Annotated in this window: 22 protein-coding genes, 1 tRNA gene and 3 rRNA genes; all 26 read left to right on the forward strand. The window is 68.9% G+C overall.

Going from position 1 to position 25448, the window contains the following annotated elements:
- Positions 1–346: 346 nt before the first annotated feature.
- Positions 347–1865, forward strand: a 16S ribosomal RNA gene (locus HMPREF0063_RS05570).
- A 342-nt stretch (positions 1866–2207) separates the two neighbouring features.
- Positions 2208–5311, forward strand: a 23S ribosomal RNA gene (locus HMPREF0063_RS05575).
- 108 nt (positions 5312–5419) lie between these two features.
- A 5S ribosomal RNA gene (rrf, locus tag HMPREF0063_RS05580) occupies positions 5420–5536 on the forward strand.
- Together the 16S, 23S and 5S rRNA genes form the textbook arrangement of a ribosomal RNA operon.
- A gap of 80 nt (positions 5537–5616) precedes the next feature.
- Positions 5617–6513: a tetratricopeptide repeat protein gene (locus HMPREF0063_RS05585; RefSeq protein WP_007077673.1), complete on the forward strand. Its 897-nt coding sequence runs from the start codon at positions 5617–5619 to the stop codon at positions 6511–6513.
- A gap of 82 nt (positions 6514–6595) precedes the next feature.
- Positions 6596–6922: a single-stranded DNA-binding protein gene (locus HMPREF0063_RS05590; RefSeq protein WP_007077674.1), complete on the forward strand. Its 327-nt coding sequence runs from the start codon at positions 6596–6598 to the stop codon at positions 6920–6922.
- Positions 6923–6932: 10 nt separating this feature from the next.
- A complete protein-coding gene (locus HMPREF0063_RS05595) occupies positions 6933–7949 on the forward strand; it encodes an HAD-IIA family hydrolase (RefSeq protein WP_040320126.1) in 1017 nt (338 codons plus the stop codon).
- The gene (locus HMPREF0063_RS05600) at positions 7946–8197 is read left to right on the forward strand and encodes a hypothetical protein (RefSeq protein ID WP_007077676.1); all 252 of its coding nucleotides are present in this window, start codon (positions 7946–7948) and stop codon (positions 8195–8197) included. The genes HMPREF0063_RS05595 and HMPREF0063_RS05600 overlap by 4 nt, the downstream gene beginning before the upstream one ends.
- On the forward strand, positions 8194–9009 hold the full coding sequence (locus HMPREF0063_RS05605; RefSeq protein ID WP_007077677.1) for a TlyA family RNA methyltransferase: 816 nt from the start codon (positions 8194–8196) through the stop codon (positions 9007–9009). The genes HMPREF0063_RS05600 and HMPREF0063_RS05605 overlap by 4 nt, the downstream gene beginning before the upstream one ends.
- The gene (locus HMPREF0063_RS05610; protein ID WP_007077678.1) at positions 9006–9923 is read left to right on the forward strand and encodes an NAD kinase; all 918 of its coding nucleotides are present in this window, start codon (positions 9006–9008) and stop codon (positions 9921–9923) included. Before HMPREF0063_RS05605 ends, HMPREF0063_RS05610 begins: the two co-directional genes overlap by 4 nt.
- Positions 9923–11617, forward strand: a complete 1695-nt coding sequence (gene recN / locus HMPREF0063_RS05615; protein ID WP_007077679.1) for a DNA repair protein RecN — start codon at positions 9923–9925, stop codon at positions 11615–11617. Before HMPREF0063_RS05610 ends, recN begins: the two co-directional genes overlap by 1 nt.
- 56 nt (positions 11618–11673) lie before the next feature.
- Positions 11674–12858 (forward strand): putative cytokinetic ring protein SteA, encoded by a 1185-nt coding sequence (gene steA, locus HMPREF0063_RS05620; protein WP_040320570.1) that lies wholly within the window; start codon positions 11674–11676, stop codon positions 12856–12858.
- Positions 12855–13724, forward strand: coding sequence for a copper transporter (locus tag HMPREF0063_RS05625; protein WP_007077681.1), 870 nt, complete (start codon positions 12855–12857; stop codon positions 13722–13724). Before steA ends, HMPREF0063_RS05625 begins: the two co-directional genes overlap by 4 nt.
- 102 nt (positions 13725–13826) lie before the next feature.
- The gene (locus tag HMPREF0063_RS05630; RefSeq protein ID WP_007077683.1) at positions 13827–15497 is read left to right on the forward strand and encodes a CTP synthase; all 1671 of its coding nucleotides are present in this window, start codon (positions 13827–13829) and stop codon (positions 15495–15497) included.
- Positions 15494–16117 (forward strand): NUDIX domain-containing protein, encoded by a 624-nt coding sequence (locus HMPREF0063_RS05635; RefSeq protein ID WP_007077684.1) that lies wholly within the window; start codon positions 15494–15496, stop codon positions 16115–16117. Before HMPREF0063_RS05630 ends, HMPREF0063_RS05635 begins: the two co-directional genes overlap by 4 nt.
- Entirely contained in the window at positions 16114–17046 is a 933-nt protein-coding gene (locus tag HMPREF0063_RS05640; RefSeq protein WP_007077685.1) for a site-specific tyrosine recombinase XerD, read from the forward strand. Before HMPREF0063_RS05635 ends, HMPREF0063_RS05640 begins: the two co-directional genes overlap by 4 nt.
- Positions 17047–17091: 45 nt before the next feature.
- The gene (locus HMPREF0063_RS05645) at positions 17092–17937 is read left to right on the forward strand and encodes a ParA family protein (RefSeq protein ID WP_083788977.1); all 846 of its coding nucleotides are present in this window, start codon (positions 17092–17094) and stop codon (positions 17935–17937) included.
- On the forward strand, positions 17922–18290 hold the full coding sequence (locus HMPREF0063_RS17265; RefSeq protein WP_040320128.1) for a hypothetical protein: 369 nt from the start codon (positions 17922–17924) through the stop codon (positions 18288–18290). The genes HMPREF0063_RS05645 and HMPREF0063_RS17265 overlap by 16 nt, the downstream gene beginning before the upstream one ends.
- 5 nt (positions 18291–18295) lie before the next feature.
- Entirely contained in the window at positions 18296–19192 is an 897-nt protein-coding gene (locus HMPREF0063_RS05655) for a segregation and condensation protein A (protein ID WP_007077688.1), read from the forward strand.
- Complete coding sequence (gene scpB, locus HMPREF0063_RS05660) at positions 19185–19829, forward strand: SMC-Scp complex subunit ScpB (protein ID WP_007077689.1); 645 nt, start codon at positions 19185–19187, stop codon at positions 19827–19829. The genes HMPREF0063_RS05655 and scpB overlap by 8 nt, the downstream gene beginning before the upstream one ends.
- Entirely contained in the window at positions 19822–20565 is a 744-nt protein-coding gene (locus HMPREF0063_RS05665) for a pseudouridine synthase (RefSeq protein ID WP_007077690.1), read from the forward strand. Before scpB ends, HMPREF0063_RS05665 begins: the two co-directional genes overlap by 8 nt.
- Positions 20562–21638: a prephenate dehydrogenase gene (locus HMPREF0063_RS05670; protein WP_007077691.1), complete on the forward strand. Its 1077-nt coding sequence runs from the start codon at positions 20562–20564 to the stop codon at positions 21636–21638. The genes HMPREF0063_RS05665 and HMPREF0063_RS05670 overlap by 4 nt, the downstream gene beginning before the upstream one ends.
- Before the next feature lie 8 nt (positions 21639–21646).
- A complete protein-coding gene (cmk, locus tag HMPREF0063_RS05675) occupies positions 21647–22315 on the forward strand; it encodes a (d)CMP kinase (RefSeq protein WP_007077692.1) in 669 nt (222 codons plus the stop codon).
- Positions 22312–23013: a lysophospholipid acyltransferase family protein gene (locus tag HMPREF0063_RS05680; protein WP_007077693.1), complete on the forward strand. Its 702-nt coding sequence runs from the start codon at positions 22312–22314 to the stop codon at positions 23011–23013. Before cmk ends, HMPREF0063_RS05680 begins: the two co-directional genes overlap by 4 nt.
- On the forward strand, positions 23000–24352 hold the full coding sequence (gene der / locus HMPREF0063_RS05685; RefSeq protein WP_007077694.1) for a ribosome biogenesis GTPase Der: 1353 nt from the start codon (positions 23000–23002) through the stop codon (positions 24350–24352). Before HMPREF0063_RS05680 ends, der begins: the two co-directional genes overlap by 14 nt.
- A 100-nt stretch (positions 24353–24452) precedes the next feature.
- Positions 24453–25304, forward strand: a complete 852-nt coding sequence (locus tag HMPREF0063_RS05690; RefSeq protein WP_007077695.1) for a pseudouridine synthase — start codon at positions 24453–24455, stop codon at positions 25302–25304.
- A 17-nt stretch (positions 25305–25321) separates the two neighbouring features.
- Positions 25322–25395, forward strand: a tRNA-Pro gene (locus HMPREF0063_RS05695).
- Positions 25396–25448 lie beyond the last annotated feature (53 nt).

Here is a 25448-nt window from a genome sequence, read left to right on the forward strand (position 1 = left end):
CGAAACGGCCAACGCCAGGATCTCAGATCCGGAAACTGGTCGCTGACAACGGCGAGTGACATGGAAGCCCCACCCGGGTTTGACCCTGGTAGGCGCGCCGTGTAAGTTAGACGAGTTGCCCCGCAGCGCAAGCCGGAAACGGCCCAGGCGCGGTGAGCGTCTGATCCTTGAGAACTCAACAGTGTGCCAAAAGTCGACGAGATTAATTAGTAGTACCCCGTCGAGACCCGTCAGTGAGCTTCGGCTCGCTGATCTCGATGGAATCAATTCCGACAATTTATTTGTCAGCAAATAGTTTGTCAGGTTGAACTGATGTTGCAGTAAGCCGGCGCAAGTCGGTGCACTTTCAACGGAGAGTTTGATCCTGGCTCAGGACGAACGCTGGCGGCGTGCTTAACACATGCAAGTCGAGCGGTAAGGCTCCTTCGGGAGTACACGAGCGGCGAACGGGTGAGTAACACGTGAGCAATCTGCCCTTCTCTTCGGAATAACCATTGGAAACGATGGCTAATGCCGAATACGACCTCGGATCACATGTTCTGAGGTGGAAAGCTCCGGCGGAGAAGGATGAGCTCGCGGCCTATCAGCTAGTTGGTGAGGTAACGGCTCACCAAGGCATTGACGGGTAGCCGGCCTGAGAGGGTGACCGGCCACACTGGGACTGAGACACGGCCCAGACTCCTACGGGAGGCAGCAGTGGGGAATATTGGACAATGGGCGAAAGCCTGATCCAGCAACGCCGCGTGAGGGATGACGGCCTTCGGGTTGTAAACCTCTTTCAGCGGGGACGAAGCGAAAGTGACGGTACCCGCAGAAGAAGGACCGGCCAACTACGTGCCAGCAGCCGCGGTAATACGTAGGGTCCGAGCGTTGTCCGGAATTATTGGGCGTAAAGGGCTCGTAGGCGGTTTGTCGCGTCGGGAGTGAAAACTCAGGGCTCAACCCTGAGCGTGCTTCCGATACGGGCAGACTAGAGGTATGCAGGGGAGAACGGAATTCCTGGTGTAGCGGTGGAATGCGCAGATATCAGGAGGAACACCGGTGGCGAAGGCGGTTCTCTGGGCATTACCTGACGCTGAGGAGCGAAAGCATGGGGAGCGAACAGGATTAGATACCCTGGTAGTCCATGCCGTAAACGTTGGGCGCTAGGTGTGGGGACCTTCCACGGTCTCCGTGCCGCAGCTAACGCATTAAGCGCCCCGCCTGGGGAGTACGGCCGCAAGGCTAAAACTCAAAGGAATTGACGGGGGCCCGCACAAGCGGCGGAGCATGCTGATTAATTCGATGCAACGCGAAGAACCTTACCTGGGTTTGACATATACCGGAAAGCTGCAGAGATGTAGCCCCCCTTGTGGTCGGTATACAGGTGGTGCATGGCTGTCGTCAGCTCGTGTCGTGAGATGTTGGGTTAAGTCCCGCAACGAGCGCAACCCTCGTTCTATGTTGCCAGCACGTAATGGTGGGGACTCATAGGAGACTGCCGGGGTCAACTCGGAGGAAGGTGGGGATGACGTCAAGTCTTCATGCCCCTTATGTCCAGGGCTTCAAGCATGCTACAATGGCCGGTACAAAGGGCTGCGAAACCGCAAGGTGGAGCGAATCCCAAAAAGCCGGTCTCAGTTCGGATTGGGGTCTGCAACTCGACCCCATGAAGTCGGAGTCGCTAGTAATCGCAGATCAGCAACGCTGCGGTGAATACGTTCCCGGGCCTTGTACACACCGCCCGTCACGTCATGAAAGTCGGCAACACCCGAAGCCAGTGGCCCAACCGTTTACGGAGGGAGCTGTCGAAGGTGGGGCTGGCGATTGGGACGAAGTCGTAACAAGGTAGCCGTACCGGAAGGTGCGGCTGGATCACCTCCTTTCTAAGGAGCACTTGGCAGCCGGCGCAAGCCTGGTTGTCCATTGGGGCGTTTATCAGCCGAATGTGTTGATGCGGCCCAGCTCACTAGTGGATCGTCGACTATTTGGCTTGGTGAAGGCCAAGAGTGTCAGTACTGCCCGCAAGGGCGTGGAACCTCGCTCGAAAGACTTCACTGAATCAGGCACACTGTTGGGTCCTGAGGGATCAGCTCGTCAAGAGGTGGTTTCTCGGACCGCATACTCCGCGAACCGCCAGGACTACGGTCTTGGCAGGCGCGGGACCCGTATGCGGGACCGATCGTATTTTGAGAACTTCACAGTGGACGCGAGCATCTTTGTAGTAACAACAAGCTACTAAGTGCACATGGTGGATGCCTTGGCATCGAGAGCCGATGAAGGACGTTGGAGTCTGCGAAAAGCCCCGGGAAGGTGACAACCGACCTGTGATCCGGGGATGTCCGAATGGGGAAACCCACCTGGAGGAAAGTCCAGGTACCTGCGCCTGAACACATAGGGCGTTTGGAGGGAACGTGGGGAAGTGAAACATCTCAGTACCCACAGGAAGAGAAAACAACAGTGATTCCGGTAGTAGTGGCGAGCGAAACCGGAAGAGGCTAAACCTCAGTGATGTGATAGCCGGCAGGCGTTGTCACTGGGGGGTTGTGGGGCCGCATGGCTCGTTCTGCCGAACGAGCAAAGAGTCACAAACCATGAGTGAAGTGAAAGCCGACTGGAAAGTCGCGGCACAGAGGGTGAGACCCCCGTACACGTAAGCTCATGGCTCTTTTGCGTCACCCCGAGTAACACCGAACCCCTGAAATTCGGTGTGAATCTGGCGGGACCACCCGTTAAGCCTAAATACTCCTCGATGACCGATAGCGGACTAGTACCGTGAGGGAAAGGTGAAAAGTACCCCGGGAGGGGAGTGAAATAGTACCTGAAACCATGTGCATACAATCCGTTGGAGCGGTTCTTCGGAACTGTGACAGCGTGCCTTTTGAAGAATGAGCCTGCGAGTTAGCGTTCAGTAGCGAGGTTAAGGCGAGAGCCGTAGCCGTAGCGAAAGCGAGTCCGAATAGGGCGATTGAGTTGCTGGATCTAGACCCGAAGCGGAGTGATCTATCCATGGGCAGGTTGAAGCGCGGGTAAGACCGCGTGGAGGACCGAACCCACCTAGGTTAAAAACTGGGGGGATGACCTGTGGATAGGGGTGAAAGGCCAATCAAACTCCGTGATAGCTGGTTCTCCCCGAAATGCATTTAGGTGCAGCGTTGCGTGTTTCTTGCCGGAGGTAGAGCACTGGATGGACTAGGGGGCCTACAAGCTTACTGAATTCAGCCAAACTCCGAATGCCGGTAAGTGAGAGCGCAGCAGTGAGACAGTGGGGGATAAGCTCCATTGTCGAGAGGGAAACAGCCCAGACCATCAGCTAAGGTCCCAAAGCGATAACTAAGTGGAAAAGGATGTGGAGTCGCAGAGACAACCAGGAGGTTGGCTTAGAAGCAGCCACCCTTGAAAGAGTGCGTAATAGCTCACTGGTCAAGTAATTCCGCGCCGACAATTTAGCGGGGCTCAAGTTATCCACCGAAGCTATGGGATTCATGCAATAGCCAGGCCTTCGTGGTCCAGGCGCATGGATCGGTAGGGGAGCGTCGTGTGGCGAGTGAAGCGGCGGGGTGACCCAGCCGTGGACGCCACACGAGTGAGAATGCAGGCATGAGTAGCGAATGAGGAGTGAGAAACTCCTCCACCGAATGACCAAGGGTTCCAGGGTCAAGCTAATCTTCCCTGGGTAAGTCGGGACCTAAGGCGAGGCCGACAGGCGTAGTCGATGGACAACGGGCTGATATTCCCGTACCGGCGTTGAATCGCCCATGCTGAATCCAGTGATGCTAAGTGCCCGAAACCGGCCTCCAGACTCTTCGGAGTCATTGGCCGGCAGAGCGCACGACCCAAGCTGGTAGTAGGCAAGCAATGGTGTGACGCAGGAAGGTAGCTCATCCCGGGCGATGGTTGTCCCGGGGCAAGGTCGTAGGGCGAGTGATAGGCAAATCCGTCACTCATGTGCCTGAGAGCCGATGCGGAGACGTTTTAGTCGAAGTGAGTGATCCTATGCTGCCGAGAAAAGCATCTAGCGAGATTCAAAGCCGCCCGTACCCCAAACCGACTCAGGTGGTCAGGTAGAGAATACTAAGGTGATCGAGTGAACCATGGTTAAGGAACTCGGCAAAATGCCCCCGTAACTTCGGGAGAAGGGGGGCCGGATGCGTTATCAGACTTGCTCTGAGAAGCGTTGAAGGCCGCAGAGACCAGGCCCAAGCGACTGTTTACTAAAAACACAGGTCCGTGCTAAGTCGAAAGACGCCGTATACGGACTGACTCCTGCCCGGTGCTGGAAGGTTAAGGGGACGTGTTAGCGCAAGCGAAGCACAGAACTTAAGCCCCAGTAAACGGCGGTGGTAACTATAACCATCCTAAGGTAGCGAAATTCCTTGTCGGGTAAGTTCCGACCTGCACGAATGGAGTAACGACTTGGGCGCTGTCTCAACCATGGACTCGGCGAAATTGCACTACGAGTAAAGATGCTCGTTACGCGCGGCAGGACGGAAAGACCCCGGGACCTTTACTATAGTTTGGTATTGGTGTTTGGTTCAGTTTGTGTAGGATAGGTGGGAGACTGTGAAGCTTGGACGCCAGTTCAGGTGGAGTCATCGTTGAAATACCACTCTGACTGTACTAGATATCTAACCTAGGTCCATTATCTGGATCAGGGACAGTGCCTGATGGGTAGTTTAACTGGGGCGGTTGCCTCCTAAAATGTAACGGAGGCGCCCAAAGGTTCCCTCAGCCTGGTTGGCAATCAGGTTTCGAGTGTAAGTGCACAAGGGAGCTTGACTGTGAGAGTGACAGCTCGAGCAGGGACGAAAGTCGGGACTAGTGATCCGGCGCTGGCAAGTGGAAGCGGCGTCGCTCAACGGATAAAAGGTACCCCGGGGATAACAGGCTGATCTTCCCCAAGAGTCCATATCGACGGGATGGTTTGGCACCTCGATGTCGGCTCGTCGCATCCTGGGGCCGTAGCAGGTCCCAAGGGTTGGGCTGTTCGCCCATTAAAGCGGCACGCGAGCTGGGTTTAGAACGTCGTGAGACAGTTCGGTCCCTATCCGCCGCGCGCGTAGGAAACTTGAGAAAGGCTGCCCCTAGTACGAGAGGACCGGGGTGGACGAACCTCTGGTGTGCCAGTTGTTCTGCCAAGAGCACTGCTGGTTAGCTACGTTCGGAAGTGATAACCGCTGAAAGCATCTAAGCGGGAAGCACGTTTCAAGATGAGGTTTCCCACTGGTTTACCAGGTAAGGCCCCCAGCAGACCACTGGGTTGATAGGCCGGAAGTGGAAGTGCAGCAATGCATGGAGCTGACCGGTACTAATAGGCCGAGGGCTTGTTTCTTACAAAGTATGACCGCGTCCACTGTGAGGTTCCCGAGATATGATCGGGAACCGTTGCCCTCCGGCTCCTCGTGAGCCGGTGAGGCTACGATTGATATCTCCATAGAGTTTCGGCGACCATGGCGAAAGGGAAACACCCGGTTACATTCCGAACCCGGAAGTTAAGCCTTTCAGCGCCGATGGTACTGCATGGGAGACTGTGTGGGAGAGTAGGACGTCGCCGGACAATCATTAGCGCGAGGCCGCTCCTTCGGGAGCGGCCTCGCTGCATTTCACCCCTGGGTGGGTGTGGGAAGGACGAGCTCGATGAGTGAATCTCGAGGACCCCGGCGCGAGGGCAACCGTCCCGCGTCCGGTGGCGGACGGCCGTCGTCCTCCGGTCGCGGACGGCCTGCCGGTGACCGCCGGGGCAAGCCCGATGGTGATCGCCGGGGCAAGCCCGATGGTGATCGCCGGGGCAAGCCCGATGGTGATCGTCGAGGACGGCCGCCGCGCCGCGACGCGCGCAGTGAGCCCGAGCGCACGGCCGAGCAGAAGGTCTACGACGGCCCGCCCATCCCGGACGACGTCAGTGCCAGCGATCTGGACAAGCACGCCCGGCAGGCCTTGCAGGGTCTGCCCGAGAAGCTGGTCGACAAGGTGGCCAGACATCTGGTGATGGCCGGCCTGTTGATGGCCGAGGATCCCGAGACGGCGCACCTGCACGCCCTCGCCGCACGGGCGCGTGCCAACCGCAACGGCATGATCCGCGAAGCCTGCGGCGAGACCGCCTATGCAGCCGGCAAGTTCGGCGACGCACTGGCGGAGTTCCGTGCTGCCCGCCGGATGAACGGTCAGCAGTACTACGCACCGATGATGGCTGACTGTGAGCGGGCCCTCAAGCGGCCCGAGAAGGCCATCGCCTACGACACTCCCGCCATCCGGTCCGCACTGGACGATGCCGGCCAGGTCGAGCTCAGCATCGTCGTGGCCGGCGCGCGGCGCGATCTCGGTCAGGTGGAGGCCGCCCTGCGGTTGCTGGAGACCGAGCCGCTGCACACCAAGTCCCGCGCGGACTGGGTGGCTCGGCTGAGGTACGCGTACGCGGACACCCTGCTCGCCGCGGGGCGGCGCGAGGACGCGGTCACCTGGTTCCACCGGACGGTGGCCGTTGACGGCAACGCCCTGACCGACGCACAGGAACGGCTCGACGAGCTGGAATGAGCCCGCGTCCACAGCGGCCGGGGGGTCCACAGGGACCGCCCGCGCCCTGGTGACGGCTGCTGGACTTCGGGACGGTGGTGGCATGACCGAACCCGTGAACCTCGTCCGTCTGACCGGTCGGGTGTCGTCGGCACCTGAGACACGCCGCCTGCCCAGCGGTGACGAGGTGGTGTCGTTCCGACTCGTCGTGCAACGCAGCCCCGCCATGAGGCGCCGCTCCAAGCAGCTGGTCGACACGATCGACTGCACCGCGTGGACCGCCGCTGCGCGGCGCCTGGTGGCACGCCTGGATCCGGGGGTCGAGGTGGAGGTCGAGGGGGAGCTGCACCGGCGGTTCTTCCGCGCGGGGAGTGGCTCCGCCAGTCGTGTCGACGTGGACGTGCGACGGTGCAGGCGAGTGTCCGGGTAGCCTCGGCCCGGTGACGACAGCAGTGTGGCCGGCGGCCACCCGGGAGCCGCTGGTGGCCGGGTTCGACCTGGTCATGCTCGATCTCGACGGAGTGGTCTATGTCGGACCCGATGCCGTACCGGGCGCGGCCGATGCCATCGCCCGGGTGCGGACGGCCGGTGTGCCCGTCGCCTACGTGACGAACAACGCGTCTCGGACGGCCCTCGAGGTCGCGAAGCACCTGACCGAGCTCGGCATGCCGGGGGTCAGCGAGGTCGACGTGGTCACGGCGGCCCAGGCGGTGGCACGGCTGGTGGCCGAGGCGGTGCCGGCCGGAGCGACGGTCCTGGTGGTCGGCGGCCGAGGCCTCCACGAACCCTTGGCGGGCCACGGTCTGCGGTGTGTCGACGCCTTCGACGACCAGGTGGCGGCGGTCGTCCAGGGCTACCACCCGGACGTCGGGTGGCGGGACCTCGCCGAGGCGTCGTACGCCGTGCAGGCGGGTGTGCCGTGGTTCGCGAGCAACCTGGACCTCACGGTGCCGACGCCCCGGGGGATCGCGCCGGGCAACGGTGCGCTCGTGCAGGTCGTCAGGGCCGCCACGGGCGCGGAACCTGTGGTCGCCGGGAAGCCGGAGCGAGCCCTCTTCGACGAGACGACCGGCCGGCTCGGGTCCGAGCGACCGTTGATGGTGGGCGACCGGCCCGACACCGACATCGACGGGGCCATCGGCCGAGACATCGCCAGCCTGCTCGTGCTCACGGGGGTCGCGACGCTCCGGGACGCAGCCGCCCTTCCGTCGGGGCACCGCCCGACCTTCGTGGCGCCCGACCTGGGTGGTCTGCACGCGCCGCACCCCCCGGTCACGGTGGAAGCCGGCTCGGCACGGTGCGGCCGCGCCGAGGCGACGCTCGACCGCGGCACCGTCGTGCTGACCGCGGGCGAGACGGGCACGGTGGAGGCTGTCCGCGCCGTGCTGGGGCTCGCCTGGTCCACGGCCGACCGCACCGGCCGGGCGCCCGCCCTCGATGGGACACTGGACGGATGAACATGGGGCCGATGAACACGGGGCCGACGGACATGGGGCCGATGACGGACGTGGGGGCGGAGCCGGAGCCGGACGTCTCGCGCCCCGCTCTCCCTCCCACCGGGCACCCCGAGGTCGACGAGGCGCTCGACGGGCTGCGTGACCTCGACACGGTCGAGGTCACCGAGCACGCGGCACGCTTCGACCGGGTGCACGGGATCCTCCGGGACATCCTCTCCACGGCCGGTCGCGAGGACCGGGAGCCATGACCCGGCGTGTCCGCCTCGACGCGGAGCTGGTCCGGCGCGGGCTGGCCCGGTCCCGCGAGCACGCCTCCTCGCTGATCTCGGCCGGCGCCGTGTCGGTCGCCGGCGCCACCGCGACGAAGCCGGCGACGCAGGTGGCCACCGACGCCGCGGTGCTCGTGCGCGAGTCCGAGGGTCCGACCTACGCCTCACGGGGCGCCCACAAGCTGCTCGGCGCGCTCGAGGTCTTCGAGCCGCTCGGACTGGACGTACGGGACCGCCGAGCCCTCGACGCAGGCGCGTCGACCGGCGGATTCACCGACGTGCTCCTGCGGCGGGGGGTCCGCGAGGTCTGTGCCGTCGACGTGGGGTACGGACAGCTGGTGTGGTCGCTGCAGTCCGACGACCGGGTGCGGGTGCACGACCGCACCAACATCCGGAGCGTCACTGCCTCGGACATCGGGGGACCAGTCGACCTGGTGGTGTCGGACCTGTCCTTCATCTCGCTGACGGTCGTGATGCCCGCGCTGACGGCGTTGTGCGAGCCGGGCGGCGACATCGTGCTGATGGTGAAGCCGCAGTTCGAGGTCGGACGGGATCGGCTGGGACGCGGGGGTGTCGTCCGTGACCCGGCGCTCCACGCCGAGAGCGTGCACCGCGTCGCCCTGGCCGCCCGGTCGCAGGGGTGGGGCACCCGGGCCCTGGCTCCCAGTCCGTTGCCGGGTCCGGCCGGCAACGTCGAGTACTTCTGCTGGTTGCGCACCGATGCCCCGGCGCCCGACGAGGCGGCGGCCGTCGCCGTGGTCGAGGCCGGCCCGCTGGAGGTGACCCCATGAGGTGTGTGCTGGTGATCGTGCACTCGGCCCGTCCGGAGGCAGCGGTGCACGCCGCGTCGTTCGCCGCCCGGCTGCGGACGGCCGGACTGGCCATCCGGGTGCTGGAGGTCGACGCCGGCATCCTCGCGTCGGCCGGGCTGACCGACGTCGAGGTCGTCCCGGAGGGCACGGGCGCGTCCGCCGGCTGTGAGGTCGCCGTCGTGCTCGGCGGGGACGGCACGATCCTGCGCGCGGCCGAGATGTGTCGCGACGCCGAGACCCCCGTGCTCGGGGTCAACCTCGGCCACGTGGGCTTCCTCGCCGAGGTGGACGCCGAGGACCTCGACGAGGTCGTCCGCCGGGTGGTCGCTCGCGACTACACGGTGCAGGACCGGCTCACCGTGGACGTCGACGTGTCGGTCGGCGGGACGTCGGTGGCGACCAACTGGGCCCTCAACGAGGCCTCGATCGAGAAGGCGTCGCGCGGGCGGATGCTTGAGGTGGTCGTCGAGATCGACGGCCGCCCCGTCTCGCGCTGGGGTTGCGACGGGGTGGTCTGCGCCACCCCCACCGGCTCGACGGCCTACAACTTCAGCGCCGGGGGCCCGATCGTCTGGCCCGAGGTCGAGGCACTGCTCATGGTCCCGATCAGCGCCCATGCGTTGTTCGCCCGACCCCTGGTGGTGTCGCCGGACTCCACCGTGGCGGTCGAGGTGGTCGGCGACCAGTCCACCGGAGTGCTGTGGTGCGACGGACGCCGAGCCGCCGACCTGCCCTCGGGGGCCCGGGTGGAGGTCCGTCGTGGCCGGCACCGCGTGCGGCTGGCCCGGCTCGGCCCGGAGCCGTTCGCCGACCGCCTGGTCCGCAAGTTCGACCTCCCGGTCGAGGGCTGGCGGGGCACTGCGGCCCGCCGTCTGGCGGGAGGATCGGACTGATGTGGCACCATCTGGCGCTGCGCTCGCTCGGTGTCATCGAGGAGGCGGAGCTCGAGCTCGACGCCGGCTTCACGGTCATCACCGGTGAGACCGGAGCGGGAAAGACCATGGTCGTCACGGCGCTCGGCCTGCTGCGCGGCGACCGTGCCGACCCCGGGCTCGTGCGGCACGGGGCCGAGCAGGCCCGCGTGGAGGCGGAGATCTCGGTGGGCACCGCGGGCCGGGTCCGGGCCGCGGTCGAGGAGGCGGGCGGGTCGGTCGACGACACCGTCGTCGTGGCCAGGTCAGTCTCGGCCAAGGGACGCTCCCGGGCGCACGCCGGTGGAGCCACCGTTCCGGCCGCGCTGCTCACCGAGATCACCGACGAGCTGGTCGCCGTGCACGGGCAGTCCGACCAGCACCGTCTGCTGCGTCCGACGCAGCAGCGCGCCGCGCTCGATCTCTTCTGCGGGGACGAGCTGGCTGCGCTCCGGTCCCGGTACGACCCGGCCTGGGCCCGGTGGCGCGAGATCGACCGCCGGCTCGACGAGCTGACCCATCAGGCGGCCGAGCGGGCGCGCGAGGCGGACGCCCTGCGCCTCGGCCTCGAGGAGATCGAGCAGGTCGCGCCCGTCGCGGGAGAGGACGACGAGCTGCGCGCGGAGGAGACCCGGCTGGCCCATGCCGAGTCCCTGGCGCTGGCCGCCGACGAGGCCCGAGGTCTCCTGGTGGGCGACGCCGAGCGCGCGGAGGCGCACGCCGGTGCGGGCGCAGAGCTCGCGGCGGCGACCTCGGCGCTCGAGGCGGTCGCCCAGCACGACCCGACCCTGGACGACCTGGTGGCCCGTGCCCGCGAGGCAGCCATCCTGGTGAGCGAGCTGGGCACCGACCTGGCCGGGTACTCGGCCGGCATCGACATCGACCCGGGCCGGCTGGCCCAGGTGCAGGACCGCCGGGGAGCCCTGCAGGGACTGGTTCGCAAGTACGGTCCGACCGTCGACGACGTCCTGACCTGGGCGCAGGAGGGCGCCGCCCGACTCACCGAGCTGGACGGGGACGACGACACGATCGTCGAGCTCCGCGCCGAGCACGACCGGTTGACCGTGACGGTCCGCGACCTCGCCCGAGCGATGAGCCAGGTCCGTGCCGCGGCGGGCGCACGACTCGGTGCCCTGGTGGACACCGAGCTGGCCCAGCTGTCGATGCCGGCCGCCCGGCTGACGGTCGAGGTGCGGGTCCTCGACGACCGCGAGCCGGGTCCGCACGGCATCGACGAGGTCGAGCTGTTGTTCGCGGCGAACAGCGGAGCGGGTGCCCGTCCGCTGCACAAGGGTGCGAGCGGCGGTGAGCTGTCGCGTCTGATGCTGGCGATCGAGGTCGTCCTCGCCGACCGCTCGACCGTGCCGACGTTGGTCTTCGACGAGGTCGATGCCGGCATCGGCGGCAAGGCCGCGGTGGAGGTCGGGCGCAGGCTCGCGGCGCTGTCCGACCACGCACAGGTGATCGCCGTGACCCACCTGCCCCAGGTCGCGGCGTTCGCCCAGCACCACTTCCGCGTGCTGAGGGACGACGACGGCAACGTGACCAGCAGCTCGGTGGTCCGGCTGTCCGGGCAGGACCGGGTCGACGAGCTCGCCCGCATGCTCGCCGGCCAGGAGGACTCCACCTCGGCGCAGGCACACGCCCGCGAGCTGCTCGGCCTGGCGGGGCGCTGACGGCACGCCGTCGGCGTCCCCGGATCCGCGGCTCCTGCGTGGCACGATGGCCGGTGATGTCCCTCTTCACGAAGTCCCGACCCGCGGCCAGCGACGACGGCAAGCCCGGCATCACCGGTCCAGCACGCCTGGTCCGGCCCGGCGGCGACCTCACGGCCGGGCTGCGGCCCGGCGACATCGCCGTCATCGACCGGGTCGACCTGCAGCAGTCCGACGCGGAACGACTCATCCAGGCCAAGGTGGCGGCCGTCGTCAACCTCGCCGTCTCCGCCAGTGGCCGGTTCCCGAACCTGGGCCCCCAGCTGCTGGCCGAGCACGACATCGCCCTGGTCGACCAGGTCGGGCAGGGCCTGGTGGCCCGGGTCCGCAGTGGTGACCACCTGCGGATCCACGAGGGCAAGATCTTCCGTGACGGGGTGCTGGTCGCCAGCGGGATCGCGCAGGACTCCCAGCGGGCCCGCGCCGACCTGAGCGCCGCGTCGACCGACCTGAGCACCCAGCTCGACATCCTGGCCGTCAACGCGGCCGACCACCTGCGACGCGAGCACGCGATGCTGCTCGAAGGGGTACGGATCCCGCGGGTGAGCACGAGGCTCAAGGACCGGCCGGCGGTCGTGGTCTCGGACGGGTTCGACGCCGCTGCCGACCTCGCCGGCCTGCGCCGGTTCATCCTCGACCGCGACCCCGTGCTGATCGGTGCCGGCGGAGGGGCCGACGTGATCCTGAAGGCCGGCTACGCCCCGACCATCGTCGTGGGTGGGGTCGACGCGCTGTCCTCCGCGGCGCTGCGGAGTGCGCGCGAGGTCGTCGTCACCACGGCGTCGGGCCGCATCGAGAACCCCGAGCGGCTCGAGAAGCACGGCCCCGACGTCGTCCGGTTCGTGGCCAGCGGCGCCGACACCGACCTCGCGATCCTGCTGGCCGACGCCAACCACGCGGCGATCATCGTGCACGCCGGCGCGCCGCCCACGCTGGTCGACTTCCTCGAACAGGGCTCGGGACTCATCGGTCCCGCCTTCGTGGTCCGCCTGCGCGCCGCGGCCAAGATCATGGACGCCAAGGCCGTCCACCACCTGACGACGGGCCGGATCTCGTGGTGGCCGGTCGCCCTGCTCCTGCTGGCCGGCCTGGTCGCCGTGGGGGTCGCGATCGGCACGACCTCGGCCGGGTCGGACCTCTACTCCACGCTCGGGGACCGCCTCTCCGACCTCACCTCGGCCCTCGAAGGACTGCTTCCGTGATCAACTTCCGTTACCACCTGGTGTCGCTGGCGGCCGTCTTCCTCGCGCTGGCGGCCGGCCTGGGTCTGGGGGCCGGACTGCTGGCCGACGACGGCTCCGGCTCCGACACCACCACCGATGCCCGGATCGATCCGGCGGTGGTCGCGTTCGAGAACGCCTACGCGGCGCGCACGTCGGGAGCCCTGCTCGACGGCACGCTCACGAACGCGCGCGTCCTGGTGGTCACGGCGCCCGGCGCCCGCTCGGCCGAGGTCGAGGGGCTCACGGCGGCGCTCGACCAGGCGGGAGCCACGGTCGTGGGCGAGGTGGCCCTGACCGGTCAGCTGCTCGACGCGTCGAACCGGCAGTTCGCCGAGGGCGTCGCGCAGGAGTCGGCAGCCGGGGTCGAGGGGCTCGACGCGACGGGTGACAGCTACGGCCGCATCGGTGCGGCTCTCGCCCGCGCGCTCGTGGGTCGCGACGACCTGTCCCTGGACGACCCGGCCGCCACGATCCGTGCCGCGTTCGTCGAGGGCGGTCTGATCGATCTGGCCTCGGCCCCCGCGGACCGGGCCGACCTCGTCCTGGTGGTCACGGGCACCAGCCCGGCCGGCAACGCACGGGGGTCGATCCTGGCCGACTTCACCAGCGCCTTCGCCGCGGCCGGCCGCGGTGCGGCCCTCGTGGGACCGGCCCTCACCAGCCTGGAGAACGGTGTCCTGACGCAGGCGCGGGCCAGCGACGCCTCGAGCGGCTTCGCCACTGTCGACGTCACCGACACCGCGGCGGGCCGGGCGGTGGCCGTGCTGGCCCTCGCGCGCGCCTCGGCCGGGGAGTACGGCTCATGGGGCACCAGCCGCAGCGCCGACGGTGCGTTGCCGGACTGATGTGCGTGTCGGTCGACGGGTCCCGCCGCGCACCGGTAGACTGAAATCCCGTGGACAGAAGTCCACCTGCCCCGTCGGGGGCATCGATCCACGGGAGTCACCTTGGCAGGTAGCGCGGTCACCAGGCACGTCTTCGTCACCGGAGGCGTCGCATCCTCGCTCGGCAAGGGGCTCACGGCCTCCAGCCTCGGGCGGTTGCTGAAGTCCCGGGGGCTCCGGGTCACGATGCAGAAGCTCGATCCGTACCTCAACGTCGATCCGGGCACCATGAACCCGTTCCAGCACGGTGAGGTGTTCGTCACCGACGACGGGGCGGAGACCGACCTCGACATCGGTCACTACGAGCGCTTCCTCGACGAGGACCTGGTCGGTCGGGCCAACGTGACCACCGGGCAGGTGTACTCCGACGTGATCGCCCGCGAGCGTCGCGGCGACTACCTCGGCGACACCGTCCAGGTCATCCCGCACATCACGAACGAGATCAAGGACCGGATGCTCTCGATGGGCGGTCCTGACGTCGACGTGGTGATCCACGAGATCGGTGGCACCGTCGGCGACATCGAGAGCCAGCCGTTCCTGGAGTCGGCCCGTCAGGTCCGCCACGAGATCGGTCGCGGCCACGTCTTCTTCCTGCACGTCTCGCTCGTCCCGTTCATCGGGCCGTCCGGGGAGCTCAAGACCAAGCCCACCCAGCACTCCGTCGCCGCCCTGAGGTCGATCGGCATCCAGCCCGACGCGATCGTGTGCCGGTCCGACCGGCCCATACCGACCAGCGTCAAGCGCAAGATCTCGCTGATGTGCGACGTCGAGGACGAGGCCGTGGTCACCGCCAGCGACGCCCCGTCGATCTACGACATCCCCCGGGTGCTGCACAGCGAGGGGCTGGACGCGTACGTCGTCCGCCGCCTCGACCTGCCGTTCCGCGACGTCGACTGGACCGAGTGGGACGCCCTGCTGCGACGGGTCCACCACCCGGCGGACGAGGTCACGATCGCGCTGGTCGGCAAGTACATCGACCTGCCCGACGCCTACCTGTCGGTCGGTGAGGCCCTGCGGGCCGGCGGATTCGCGGCCGACACGAGAGTCGTCCTGCGCTGGGTGCCGTCCGACGACTGCGCCACCGAGAGCGGGGCGGCCCAGCACCTGGGGGACGTCGACGGCATCTGTGTGCCCGGCGGCTTCGGGATCCGGGGCATCGAGGGCAAGATCGGGGCCCTGCGCTACGCCCGTGAGCGCCGGATCCCGGTCCTGGGCCTGTGCCTGGGCCTGCAGTGCATGGTCATCGAGTTCGCCCGCCACGAGGCGGGCATCGAGCAGGCCAGCTCGACGGAGTTCGACGCCGACACCCCCCAGCCCGTCATCGCCACGATGGCCGAGCAGCAGGCGTTCGTCGAGGGCGCCGGTGACCTGGGTGGCACCATGCGGCTCGGCCGCTACCCGGCCGCGCTGACACCGGGCAGCGTCGTCGCGGAGCTGTACGGCAGCGACAAGATCGAGGAGCGTCACCGGCACCGCTACGAGGTCAACAACGCCTACCGGCAGCAGATCGAGGAGGCGGGGCTGGTCTTCAGCGGCACCTCGCCGGACGGCACGCTCGTCGAGTTCGTCGAGCTCCCGCGCGAGGTGCACCCGTTCTACGTCGCCACCCAGGCCCACCCGGAGCTGCGGTCGCGTCCGACCCGGCCCCACCCGTTGTTCGCCGGACTGGTGGCCGCCGCCCTGCAGCGTCAGCGGGAGACCAGGCTGCCGGTCGACGCGCCGGTGGCTCCGTGACGGGCGGAGCGAACAGCGCCCACCCGCACCTGCCGGGTCGTCTCGCGCCGGCCGACCTGGCCGACGTCCCTGCCACCTGGCCGGTCGACTCCTCCGTCACCCACTTCGACAGCTCATACCTGCAGATGCGGGTCGACACGATCGTGTCGCCGGTGGGGGAGCGGCTGTCGCGGGCGGTCGTGCAGCCCCGGGGCGCGGTCGGGGTGCTGGCGGTGGACCCGGAGGGCCGGATCATGCTCGTCGAGCAGTTCCGGCACGCCGTGGGCCACCGCATGATCGAGCTCCCTGCCGGCATCCTGGACGTCGAGGACGAGTCGCCCCAGGTGGGAGCCGCTCGCGAGCTCGCCGAGGAGGCCGATCTGGTCGCCGAGCACTGGGAGCCGCTGCTCACCACCCGCTCGTCGCCCGGCTACACCTCGGAGACCCTGCTGGTCTTCCGTGCCACGGGCCTCTCGGGGGTGGCCGAGGCCGACCGCACGGTGCGTGAGGGCGAGGAGGCCGACATGCTCCAGTGGTGGGTCGACCTCGACGACGCCGTCGACGCCGTGCTGGCCATGCGGATCACCAACGGCCTGACCGTCGCCGCGATCCTCGCCGAGAAGGTGCGGCGCTCGCGATGACCGGGGCGACCGTCACGGTCGGCCAGGCCGTCGCGGACTACCTCTCCCATCTCGGGGTCGAGCGCGGACTCGCCGACAACACGTTGCTGTCGTACCGGCGGGACCTGCGTCGCTACCTGGGCTACCTCGCGGAGATCGGGCGCGAGCAGCCCGACGAGATCACCGAGGCGGACCTGCTGGGGTTCGTCGCCCTGCTGCGGACGGGCGACGACCTCACCGGTCCGCTCGGTGCCGCGAGTGTCGCCCGGCACGTGGTGACCGTGCGCGGCCTGCACCGGTTCTGGCTGCGCGAACAGCTCGTCGCGACCGACGTCGCCGGAGCGGTCAAGCCGCCCCGGCCCGCCCAGCGGCTGCCCAAGGCGTTGGCGCTGGAGCAGGTCGAGGCCATCCTCGACGCTGCCGGGGCGCCCGGCACCCGGTTGGCCCAGCGCGACCGCGCGCTGCTCGAGCTCCTCTACGGCACGGGGGCGCGGATCTCCGAGGCCGTGGGCATCGACGTCGACGACCTCGACCTCGACGAGAGCACGTTGCTGCTGCGCGGCAAGGGCGGCAAGCACCGGATCGTGCCGGTCGGCAGCTTCGCCGCAACCGCGATCGGGGACTACCTGGTGGGGGCACGGGTCGCGCTCTCCTCGACGGCGGCCAGTCCGGCGCTGTTCCTGAACTCCCGTGGAGGACGCCTGTCGCGTCAGAGCGCGTGGACCGTCCTGACCCGCGCGGCTCGCCGCGCGGGGGTCGAGACCGACGTGTCGCCCCACACCCTGCGGCACTCGTTCGCCACCCACCTGCTGGACGGTGGCGCCGACGTCCGGGTGGTGCAGGAGCTGCTCGGCCACGCCTCGGTGACGACCACCCAGATCTACACGTTGGTGACCGTCGAACGACTGCGCGAGGTGTATGCGACTGCGCATCCTCGGGCGGTGCGGTGACGGTACAGTGACCGGGATCCAACCGCGGACGAACAAGGGGTGCAGATGAGCCAGGACCTGGGTCCCACCGGACGCCCGATGCCGGTGTTCGACGACCCGGCCCCGCGGAAGCCCGGCCACGCCACCGTCATCGCGATGTGCAACCAGAAGGGCGGCGTGGGCAAGACCACCACGACGATCAACCTGGGTGCTGCTCTGGTCGAGACCGGCCGTCGCGTCCTGCTGCTGGACTTCGACCCCCAGGGGTCGCTCACCGTGGGTCTGGGGTTCAACGCCCACGAGCTCGACCAGAGTATCTACCACGTCCTGATGGACCGCGAGCTGAAGCTGCCGGACATCATCGTGCCCACCAGCGTCCCCGGCCTCGACCTGGCCCCGTCGAACATCGACCTGTCGGCCGCCGAGATGCGCCTGGTGACCGAGGTCGGCCGTGAGCAGGTGCTGGCCCGGGTGCTGCGTGACGTCCGTGACGACTACGACGTCGTGCTGATCGACTGCCAGCCGTCGCTCGGTCTCCTCACCGTCAATGCCCTCACCGCCGCGCACGGGGTGATCATCCCGCTGGAGTGCGAGTACTTCGCGCTGCGGGGTGTGGCGCTGCTCAAGGAGACCATCGAGAAGGTGCGTGAGCGGACCAACCCCGACCTGGAGATCATCGGTCTGCTCGGCACGATGTTCGACGGTCGCACCCTGCACGGTCGAGAGGTGCTGCAGACCCTGGTCGAGGGGTGGGGCGACCTGGTGTTCCACACCGTCATCCGCCGCACGATCAAGTTCTCCGACGCCACCGTGGCCGGTGAGCCGATCACCGAGTACGCGACGACCTCGCCCGGGGCCACGTCCTACCGGCAGCTCGCCCGGGAAGTGCTGGTGAGATGCCCCGCCGCGTGACCCCACCCGCCGGCGGTGCCGGCAAGCGTCCGGGTGCTCGCCCGCCCATGCCGGGCGCCGATGAGCTGTTCCGGGCCACGACGCCGAAGCAGGCCGGTCCTCCGGCGGACGACGCACCGGCCGACGACGCACCGGCTCCCAGCGGGCGCGTGCGCCACGACGAGAAGATCACCGTGTACGTCACCGCCGACGAGCTGCTCGCGCTCGAGCAGGCGCGCCTCACCGTGCGGTCGGTCCTGGGCCGCAACGTCGACCGCGGTCGCCTCGTGCGTGCCGCCCTCGCCGCCGCGCTGGAGGACCTCGAGCACGGTGGTGCCGACAGCGACCTGGTCCGCCGCCTCGGGAGCACGTGAGCCCCATGTCCTCCTCCGACACGGCCGAGGAGACCACCGCCGGGTTCTCGGTGAACCTGGTCAACTTCGAAGGCCCCTTCGACCTGCTGCTCCAGCTGATCTCCAAGCACCAGATGGACGTCACCGACGTGGCCCTGTCGCAGGTCACCGGCGAGTTCATCGCCTACATCGGACAGCTCGGCGGTGACCTCGAGCAGACGACCCAGTTCCTGCTGGTGGCCTCGACGCTGCTGGACCTGAAGACGGCCAGGCTGCTGCCGCAGGCCGAGGTGGAGGACGAGGAGGATCTCGCCCTCCTGGAGGCCCGGGACCTGCTGTTCGCCCGGTTGCTGCAGTACCGCGCCTTCAAGGTCGTCGCCGGCCATCTGGCCGGACGCCTGGCCGCCGAGGAGCACCGGCATCCCCGAGCCGTGGGCCTGGAGCCACGCTTCGCCGCGCTCCTGCCGGAGGTGCTGATCTCGGTCACCCCGGACGACCTCGCTCGGCTCGCGGCGGCAGCCTTCACCCCCGCCCCGGTGCCGGTACTCTCGCTGGCCCACCTGCACGCCCCTCAGGTGAGCGTGCGTGAGCAGGCCCATCTGGTGGTCGACCGGCTGCGCCGCGAACGGACGCTGACCTTCCGGACGCTGACCTCCGACGCCCCGGACCTCATGACCCGCGTGGCCCGGTTCCTGGCGCTGCTCGAGCTGTTCCGTGAGGGCATGGTGGCGTTCGAGCAGGCGAGCCCGCTGGGGGACCTGCACCTGCGGTGGACCGGCTCGGACGACGGCGAGGTGGACGTGGGCGTGGAGTTCGACGCGCCACCCGACACCGGCGAGGTGCACGTGGTGCCCGCCGACCTGCTCGACCCGGGGCTGGACGACCCCTCCACCCCCGACGACCCGGAGGAATCCGATGCCTGACGCACCTCTGCCCCGCGGTCCCCACGAGCTGGAGCTGGAGATGCTCGAGCTGAGGCCTGCCCTCGAGGCCGTGCTGATGGTCGCCGACCAGCCGCTGGACCACCTCACCCTCGCCCAGGCCGTCGGCCACCCGCCGCAGGACGTCCACGACGCACTGGAACTGCTGGCGGCCGAGTACCGGGAGGCCGGTCGAGGGTTCGACCTGCGTCCGGTCGGGGGAGGGTGGCGCTTCTACACCCGCGAGGAGTACGCCTCTGCTGTCGAGCGGTTCGTCCTCGACGGCCAACAGGCCCGCCTGACGCAGGCGGCCCTGGAGACCATGGCGGTCGTCGCGTACCGGCAGCCGATCAGTCGGTCGCGGATCTCCGCGATCCGTGGGGTCAATGTCGACGGGGTCGTCCGCACCCTGGTGACCCGAGGGCTGATCGAGGAGGCGGGCACCGACGCCGAGAGCGGGGCGATCCTCTACCGGACCACGAGCTACTTCCTGGAGCGGATGGGGCTCGGCAGCCTCGCCGACCTCCCCGAGATCGCCCCGATGCTGCCCGAGCTGGACGACATGGAGGACGAGTCCGTGCCGGAGACCCCGGCCCCGACGACGGATGCCTCGCCCGCGGAGGTGCCGGCCGATGAGTGACGAGCTCTCCACCGACGGGATCCGCCTGCAGAAGGTTCTCGCCCAGGCAGGACTCGGGAGCCGCCGGCGCTGCGAGCAGCTGATGGCCGAGGGGCACGTCGAGGTCAACGGCGAGATCACGACCCAGATGGGCATCCGTGTGGACCCCGCCACCGACGTGATCCACGTCGACGGACGTCGGCTGCCGCCCCCGAGCGACCACGTCTACGTGCTGCTCAACAAGCCCCGCGGCGTCGTGACCTCGATGGCCGACGAACGGGGCCGACCCGACCTCCGGTCCCTGCTGGCCGACCGCACCGAACGGCTGTTCCACGTGGGCCGGCTGGACACCGACACCTCGGGCCTGCTCATGATGACCAACGACGGCGACCTGGCCCATCGCCTGGCCCATCCCTCGTTCGAGTTCACCAAGACCTACGTGGCGCTGGTCGAGGGCGTCGTCGACCCCGCCGTCGGTACCCGTCTGAAGTCGGGGGTCGAGCTCGACGACGGCCCCGCGACCGTCGACCGGTTCCGGATCAAGGACACCTCGCAGGGCCGCTCGCTGGTGGAGCTGGACCTGCACATGGGCCGCAACCGCATCGTGCGGCGGCTGCTGGCCGAGGTCGGTCACCCCGTCGTCGAGCTCACGCGTACCGCCTTCGGTCCGTTGCGCCTGGCCGGGCTGGGATCGGGGCGAGCCCGGGACCTCACCCGCGACGAGCTCGGGGCGCTGCTGGACAGCGTGGCGTCATGACCGCCCATCGGGTCGACGGCCCGGTCCTCGTCGTCGGCTGCGGGCTGATCGGCACGTCGGTGGCGCTCGCACTGTCCGATCTCGGTACCGACGTCCACCTGCGCGACCTGACCCCGGCGACCGCGGAGGTGGCAGCACAGCTGGGCGCCGGCACGGTGGACCCTGTCGACGCGCCGAGGATCGTCGTGGTCGCGGTGCCACCGGCGTCCACCGCCGCGACCGTGCTGGCGCTCCTCGAGGAGTTCCCGACCGCGGTGGTGACCGACGTGGCGAGCGTCAAGAGCGACATCGCGGCAGGAGTCACGGGGCACCCCGGTGCGGCGCGGTACGTCGGTGGACACCCGATGGCCGGCACGGAGCGCTCGGGCCCGATGGCCGCCGCACCGCGGCTGTTCGAGGGGCGACCCTGGGCGGTGGTGCCGCACGCCGACAGCACCGACGACGCGGTCGGCCGGCTCACCGGGCTGGCCACGGCGGTGGGTGCCGTGCCGATGACGATGACGCCGCAGGCGCACGACCGGGCCGTGGCGCTGGTGTCCCACGTGCCGCACGTGGTCTCGGTGCTCACCGCAGGTCTGCTGGCGAGCGCGCCACGTTCGCACCTCGACCTCGCGGGCCCCGGTCTGCGGGACGTCACGCGTGTCGCCGGGAGCGAGACCGGACTGTGGTTGGACATCCTGGGCAGCAACGCCGGCGAGGTCCGTGAGGTGCTGACGATGCTGCGCGGCGACCTCGATCGCGTGCTCGACGCCCTCGACGCGGGCGGCCCCACCCTCAGTGGCCGACTCGCCGACGTGCTCGATGCCGGACGCGCGGGCACCCGCCGGATCCCCGGCAAGCACGGCGACCGGGCCCGCGAGCACGCCGTGGTCCACGTGCAGATCGCCGACCGCCCCGGGGAGCTGTCGCGTCTGATGACGCATGCGGGAGAATCGGACGTGAACATCGAGGACATCCGCATCGATCACGAGTACGGCCGGCCGGTCGGGCTCGTCGAGGTCGAGGTGGCCGAGGACCGCGCCGACCACCTGGTGCGCTCCCTCACGGCCCGCGGCTGGTCCGCCTACCGTTAGGAATCCACGTGTCCAGCCCCTTCGTCGTGGCCGTCGACGGTCCGTCCGGCTCCGGCAAGTCCAGCACCGCCCGCGGGGTGGCTCAGCGACTGGGTTTCGCCTACCTCGACACCGGGGCGATGTACCGCGCCGTCACGTGGGCGCTGCTGCAGCGTGGCGTCGACACGGGTGACGCCTCGGCGGTCGCCGAGGCAGCGCCCGCCGTGCGGATCGTGTCCGGCACGGATCCGGGCGCGCCGACGATCCACGCCGACGGCACGGACGTGTCGGTCCAGATCCGCGGGGAGGACGTGACCGCCCACGTGAGCCCGGTGGCGACCGTCCCGGCGGTGCGTGGGCTGCTGGTGCAGCTGCAGCGCTCGGTCATCGCGGGGTGCGCCGCCGACGGCATCGTCGTGGAGGGCCGCGACATCGGCTCCACCGTGGCCCCGGACGCTCCCGTGAAGATCTACCTCGTGGCCGACCCCGCGGCGCGGGCGGCACGGCGTGCGGCCGAGACGGGTGCCACGGACACGGCCGGTACCGCGGAGTCCCTGGCCCGGCGCGACCGCATCGACTCGACCCGGGCGGCCTCGCCGCTGACGCGTGCTGACGGGTCCGTGGAGATCGACAGCACCCACCTCGGTCTGGCCGAGGTGGTCGAGACGATCGTCGGTCTCGTGCAGGAGGTCCGATGAGCCGGGCTCCCCACGGCATGCCAGAGGCGGTCCACCGGCTGTTGAAGCCGTTCTTCGCCGCGTACATGCGCCGGCGGTGGGACGTGCGCGTCGTGGGCGTCGAGCACGTGCCGCGGCAGGGCCCGGCGATCGTGGTCAGCAACCACATCGGTTGGTTGGACGGTCCGCTGGTCACGGCGATGCTGCCGCGGATCGCCCACACGATGACCAAGAGTGAGGCGTTCGAGGGCCGCACACGCCATCTGTTGCGCGCGGCCGGTCAGATCCGGGTCCGCCGTGAGGAGGTCGACGTCGGGGCCCTGCGGCGCGCAGCGGCCGCCCTGGAGGCCGGCCAGGTCGTGGTCGTGTTCCCCGAGGGCATCAGGGGCGCGGGCGACGTCGCCACCACGAAGGCGGGAGCCGCCTGGTTGGCCCTCGTCTCCGGCGCCCCGATCGTGCCGGTCGCGGTCTTCGGCACGCGTGACCGCGGTGCCGGTGTCGACGCGAGACCCGCACCCGGAGCCCGCCTGGATCTCGTCCTCGGCAAGCCCCTGCGACTGGTGGCGCGACCCTGGCCGCGGGATGCGCGTACCGTGGCTGATGCCGACCGACGCATCCGTGAGCACCTGGCCACGCACGTGGCGCGGACGGCCGACGACCTGGGCCGCACCCTGCCCGGGCCCCTACCCGTAGAGGAGAACGCCGATGCCGGCGTCTGAGCACGACGACATCCCCAACGGACCCCTGCCGGTCCTGGCCGTGATCGGGCGACCCAACGTCGGCAAGTCGACCCTGGTCAACCGCATCATCGGTCGACGTGAGGCGGTCGTCGAGGACGTCCCGGGCGTCACTCGCGACCGGGTGGCCTACGAGGCGACCTGGAACGGTCGGACGTTCACGGTGGTCGACACCGGGGGCTGGGACCCCGATGCACGTGGTCTGGCCGAGCGGATCGCCGCCCAGGCCGAGATCGCGGTCCAGGTCGCCGACGCGGTGCTGTTCGTGGTGGACGCCACGATCGGCATCACCGACTCCGACGAGGCCGTCGTCAAGATCCTGCGGGCGGCCGGCAAACCGGTGGTCCTGGCGGCCAACAAGGTCGACGACCAGCGCACCGAGGCGGAGGCCGCGTCCCTGTGGAACCTGGGTCTGGGTGAACCGTTCCCCGTCTCGGCCCTGCACGGCCGGGGCAGTGGCGACATGCTCGACGCGATCCTGGGGGTGCTGCCCGATGCCCCGCCCGAGGACTTCGACGCCCCCGAGGGCCCGCGCCGGGTCGCGATCGTCGGCAAGCCCAACGTCGGCAAGTCCAGTCTCCTCAACCGCCTGGCGGGGGAGGAACGCGTGGTCGTCGACGACGCGTCCGGCACCACGGTCGATCCCGTCGACGAGCTGGTGGAGCTCGGGGGAGGGCTCTGGACGTTCATCGACACCGCCGGCATCCGGCGCCGGGTGCGGGACGCCTCCGGGCACGAGTACTACGCGAGCCTGCGGACCAGCGCCGCGATCGAGCGCGCGGAGGTGGCGGTCATGATCATCGACGCCAGCCAGCCGTTGACCGAGCAGGACACCCGCATCATCTCCACGGTCGCCGAGACCGGCCGGGCGCTGGTGATCGCGTTCAACAAGTGGGACCAGGTCGACGAGGAACGTCGGTACTACCTCGACCGCGAGATCGAGCGCGAGCTGGTGCAGGTGCAGTGGGCGCCGCGCATCAACATCGCGGCCCTGACGGGGTGGCACGTCGACCGCCTGGTCCGTGCCCTCGACTCGGCCCTCGACGGCTGGGAGACCCGGGTGCCCACCGGTCACCTCAACGCCTTCCTGGGGCGGTTGGTGGCCGAGCACCCGCACCCGGTGCGTGGCGGCAAGCAGCCGAAGATCCTGTTCGGCACCCAGGCGAGCATCTCGCCGCCCACCTTCGTGCTGTTCACGTCCGGCAAGGTCGAGGACCCGTACCTGCGGTTCATCGAGCGCCGTCTGCGCGAGGAGTTCGGGTTCGTGGGGTCGCCGATCCACATCACCCAGCGCGTTCGCGAGAAGCGCAAGCGCCGCTGACGTGCCGCCCCGGTCACCGTTGCCGGCCCGGCACGGACTGGGCGCGGCGTGGGTGCGGACACCTGACCGCGACCCGTCGGCGCCGCCACCGTGGTCGACCATGGGCGGCTGGCTGCGGGACAAGCTGCCCGATCGGGTCGACGTGGCCGGGATGCTGGCCGGCGGGCGTTTCGTCGACGCCAAGGGGGCCGTCGTCCACGACGCCGACCCCTACAGGCCCCACACCTTCGTCTGGTTCCATCGGGACCTGCGCGCGGAGCCGGTGGTTCCGGGCGAACTGACGGTGCTGCACCGGGACGAGCGGCTGGTGGTGGTCGACAAGCCGGCGTTCCTGTCGACGATCCCGCGGGGCCGGCACGTCGCCCAGAGCGTGGTGGTGCGGCTGCGTGACGAGCTCGGGCTGCCGGAGCTGTCGCCGGTGCACCGCCTCGACCGCGTGACGTCAGGCGTGCTGGTGCTGACGACCGAGCGGCGGTGGCGCGGCGCCTACCAGGGCATGTTCCAGCACCGCAGGGTCCACAAGGCCTATCGTGCGCTCGCGCCGTTGCGACCCGACCTGGAGCTCCCGCTCACGGTGCGCAACCACCTGCGCAAGGACCGCGGGGCCTGGCAGGTCACCGTCGACCCCGACGCGCAGCCGAACGCCGAGACCCTCGTGGAGCTCGATGCGGTGGTGGGCGGCCTGGGCGTCTACCGGCTCACGCCGAGGACGGGACGCACCCATCAGCTGCGGGCCCACCTGTGCGGGCTGGGGATCCCGATCGTCGGTGACCCGCTCTATCCCGCGGTCCTCGAGGTCGACGTCGACGACTTCAGCACGCCCCTGCAGCTGCTGGCGCACGAGGTGTCCTTCACCGATCCGGTCGACGGCGGTGAGCGCCGCTTCACCAGCCGGCGTGACCTGCCGCTGACCACCGAGCCGGGTGGGGGAGACGCCGCGACCCTGCGATAGAGTGACCGACGGTTGAACGGGCTGTAGCGCAGCTTGGTAGCGCACCTGACTGGGGGTCAGGGGGTCGCAGGTTCAAATCCTGTCAGCCCGACGTTGTGATGTCTCAGGACATGGCGGACACCCGAACCCACGGATTGTGGGTTC

This window comes from Aeromicrobium marinum DSM 15272 (assembly GCF_000160775.2).
GTDB classification, from domain to species: Bacteria; Actinomycetota; Actinomycetes; order Propionibacteriales; family Nocardioidaceae; genus Aeromicrobium; species Aeromicrobium marinum.

Coding starts and splice junctions, on each gene's coding strand:
- HMPREF0063_RS05600 (WP_007077676.1), top strand. CDS start 7,946: ATGAACATGGGGCCGATGAACACGGGGCCGACGGACATGGGGCCGATG.
- HMPREF0063_RS05585 (WP_007077673.1), top strand. CDS start 5,617: ATGAGTGAATCTCGAGGACCCCGGCGCGAGGGCAACCGTCCCGCGTCC.
- der (WP_007077694.1), top strand. CDS start 23,000: ATGCCGGCGTCTGAGCACGACGACATCCCCAACGGACCCCTGCCGGTC.
- HMPREF0063_RS05690 (WP_007077695.1), top strand. CDS start 24,453: ATGGGCGGCTGGCTGCGGGACAAGCTGCCCGATCGGGTCGACGTGGCC.
- HMPREF0063_RS05610 (WP_007077678.1), top strand. CDS start 9,006: ATGAGGTGTGTGCTGGTGATCGTGCACTCGGCCCGTCCGGAGGCAGCG.
- HMPREF0063_RS05670 (WP_007077691.1), top strand. CDS start 20,562: ATGACCGCCCATCGGGTCGACGGCCCGGTCCTCGTCGTCGGCTGCGGG.
- HMPREF0063_RS05640 (WP_007077685.1), top strand. CDS start 16,114: ATGACCGGGGCGACCGTCACGGTCGGCCAGGCCGTCGCGGACTACCTC.
- steA (WP_040320570.1), top strand. CDS start 11,674: ATGTCCCTCTTCACGAAGTCCCGACCCGCGGCCAGCGACGACGGCAAG.
- HMPREF0063_RS05680 (WP_007077693.1), top strand. CDS start 22,312: ATGAGCCGGGCTCCCCACGGCATGCCAGAGGCGGTCCACCGGCTGTTG.
- recN (WP_007077679.1), top strand. CDS start 9,923: ATGTGGCACCATCTGGCGCTGCGCTCGCTCGGTGTCATCGAGGAGGCG.
- HMPREF0063_RS05655 (WP_007077688.1), top strand. CDS start 18,296: ATGTCCTCCTCCGACACGGCCGAGGAGACCACCGCCGGGTTCTCGGTG.
- HMPREF0063_RS05645 (WP_083788977.1), top strand. CDS start 17,092: ATGAGCCAGGACCTGGGTCCCACCGGACGCCCGATGCCGGTGTTCGAC.
- HMPREF0063_RS05665 (WP_007077690.1), top strand. CDS start 19,822: ATGAGTGACGAGCTCTCCACCGACGGGATCCGCCTGCAGAAGGTTCTC.
- HMPREF0063_RS05590 (WP_007077674.1), top strand. CDS start 6,596: ATGACCGAACCCGTGAACCTCGTCCGTCTGACCGGTCGGGTGTCGTCG.
- HMPREF0063_RS05605 (WP_007077677.1), top strand. CDS start 8,194: ATGACCCGGCGTGTCCGCCTCGACGCGGAGCTGGTCCGGCGCGGGCTG.
- scpB (WP_007077689.1), top strand. CDS start 19,185: ATGCCTGACGCACCTCTGCCCCGCGGTCCCCACGAGCTGGAGCTGGAG.
- HMPREF0063_RS17265 (WP_040320128.1), top strand. CDS start 17,922: ATGCCCCGCCGCGTGACCCCACCCGCCGGCGGTGCCGGCAAGCGTCCG.